Raw genomic sequence first — 1,055 nt, 5'->3', positions numbered from 1 at the left:
CACGCGGGCCCAGCAGGTAGCCGATGCACCGCTGCCAGCTACATCCCATGCCGGGGCATTGCTGCACGAGGCCGAGACGTTGGAAGCGATTTCCACGCTGCTGGCTCGGGTGAACCGGCGGGGTTTTTGGTAAGTCTGGCAGGACCGTGGCAAAGGACGGCGAACGTCGCTTGGCATCGGATCGAATCCTTCATGCAGCGGCACTTTGCTGCAACTTCCGCCGCAACTCATGCCGAACGTCCGGGTTGGAAAATCCGGTAGTGCCCTCGCAAGCGATCAAGTTGCCGATTGCGGATTGAGGCCAGTCCTCGATGTCATCGTCCAGAGCGACCCAGTGGCGCGGCTTTCTTCGTTGCACGTCAGCCAGGATCTGCATGCCGCGCGGGGTACTGCGGAACGATGCAAGGTTCCATGGATCGGCTCCATGGATACGCTTGTGGTACGTGCCGCCAATGAATCGGGATCGCAAGCTCTCCGGCAGACGTTTGAGGGTATGGGCGTAGCCAGGACGAATGCACCAGGTGCTGCTGAGTACCAGAGCCACTGAGGGATAGGGAGTAAGTTCCTCTTCCAAGATGGGAACCCACTCGAACAGCGTGCGGCCAACGGCCCCATGCGGGCTCATGTAAATGCCGATGCGCGGATGCCAGAGCACCGCCTCGTGGTGCACCACGCCATCCAGATCCAGGTACAGAACCATGTCTGCGCTGCGCGGGGTGGATGCAGGGAGGTAGGGAGTACTCTGCACGGAGAGCATGACGGCGTGTGAAGAAGAAGTACGGCCTGGCTACGTGAGCGGCGGGATTGCCAGTTTCATGCAAGAGCAGAGCCTCTGCAACCTCATGCCCCAGGACGGCTGCGCGCCTCAGCTGCTTGGCAAGAACACTAGTTCATGACACTGTTTGGGCGTGTCCGAATTTTTGTGTAAACGGGTCGGACCTCAATTGACGGAGATGCGGTCTCCGAACTGAATGGTAAAGCGGGTCAGCGCGGCCTTCCAATCCCGGATGGGCAGGGTCCACTTCTGGCTGATGTTGCGCAGGGCCAGGTAGAAC

The 1,055-nt window shown here is 60.2% G+C and carries 1 protein-coding gene; it reads right to left on the bottom strand.

Translation table 11 applies throughout. The features are described from left to right. Positions 1 to 190: 190 nt before the first annotated feature. Positions 191 to 700, bottom strand: a complete 510-nt coding sequence (locus BN2503_RS19035; protein WP_158447382.1) for an HAD domain-containing protein — start codon at positions 698 to 700, stop codon at positions 191 to 193. Positions 701 to 1,055 lie beyond the last annotated feature (355 nt).

It is taken from the genome of Paenacidovorax caeni (assembly GCF_001298675.1).
Taxonomy (GTDB): domain Bacteria; phylum Pseudomonadota; class Gammaproteobacteria; order Burkholderiales; family Burkholderiaceae_C; genus Paenacidovorax; species Paenacidovorax caeni.
This window is presented reverse-complemented; position numbering and strand designations above follow the sequence as displayed.